This is a genomic window from Acinetobacter sp. 102, from assembly GCF_037028485.1.
Taxonomy (GTDB): Bacteria; Pseudomonadota; Gammaproteobacteria; order Pseudomonadales; family Moraxellaceae; genus Acinetobacter; species Acinetobacter higginsii.
This window is the reverse complement of the sequence record NZ_JAZEZK010000073.1, coordinates 1-410: the sequence shown is the minus strand read 5'-3', so window position 1 is coordinate 410 and position 410 is coordinate 1. Positions and strand designations below refer to the sequence as shown.

Annotated in this window: 1 protein-coding gene; it reads left to right on the top strand. The window is 53.2% G+C overall.

Features of this window, described 5'->3' with window-relative positions; all coding sequences use genetic code 11:
* Positions 1–410: Ig-like domain-containing protein (locus WA352_RS21790; protein WP_336143919.1), on the top strand; the 410-nt coding region annotated here is incomplete at both ends.

Sequence of the window (410 nt, the reverse complement as noted above, 5' to 3'; positions counted from 1 at the left end):
GATACCGTTGCACCAAATGCACCAGTCCTTGATCCAATCAATGCGACTGACCCAATCAGTGGTACGGCAGAACCAGGTTCGACGGTTACAGTGACGTTCCCGGATGGTAGTACAGTTCAGGTTCCAACCGATCCAACGACTGGGGTATGGACCACACCAAATCCAGGTGGCTTGACCAATGGTGAGACCGTTACTGCGACAGCGACTGACCCAGCAGGCAACACCTCATTACCAGGCTCAGGCACAGTGACCACTGATGTGACTGCACCGATCGTGACTGTGGATGATGACTTAAGCAACGATGCAACGCCTGCATTGACGGGTACAGTGAATGACCCAACTGCGACGATTGTGGTGAATGTGGATGGTGTTGACTATCCAGCGGTGAACAATGGTGATGGCACGTGGAC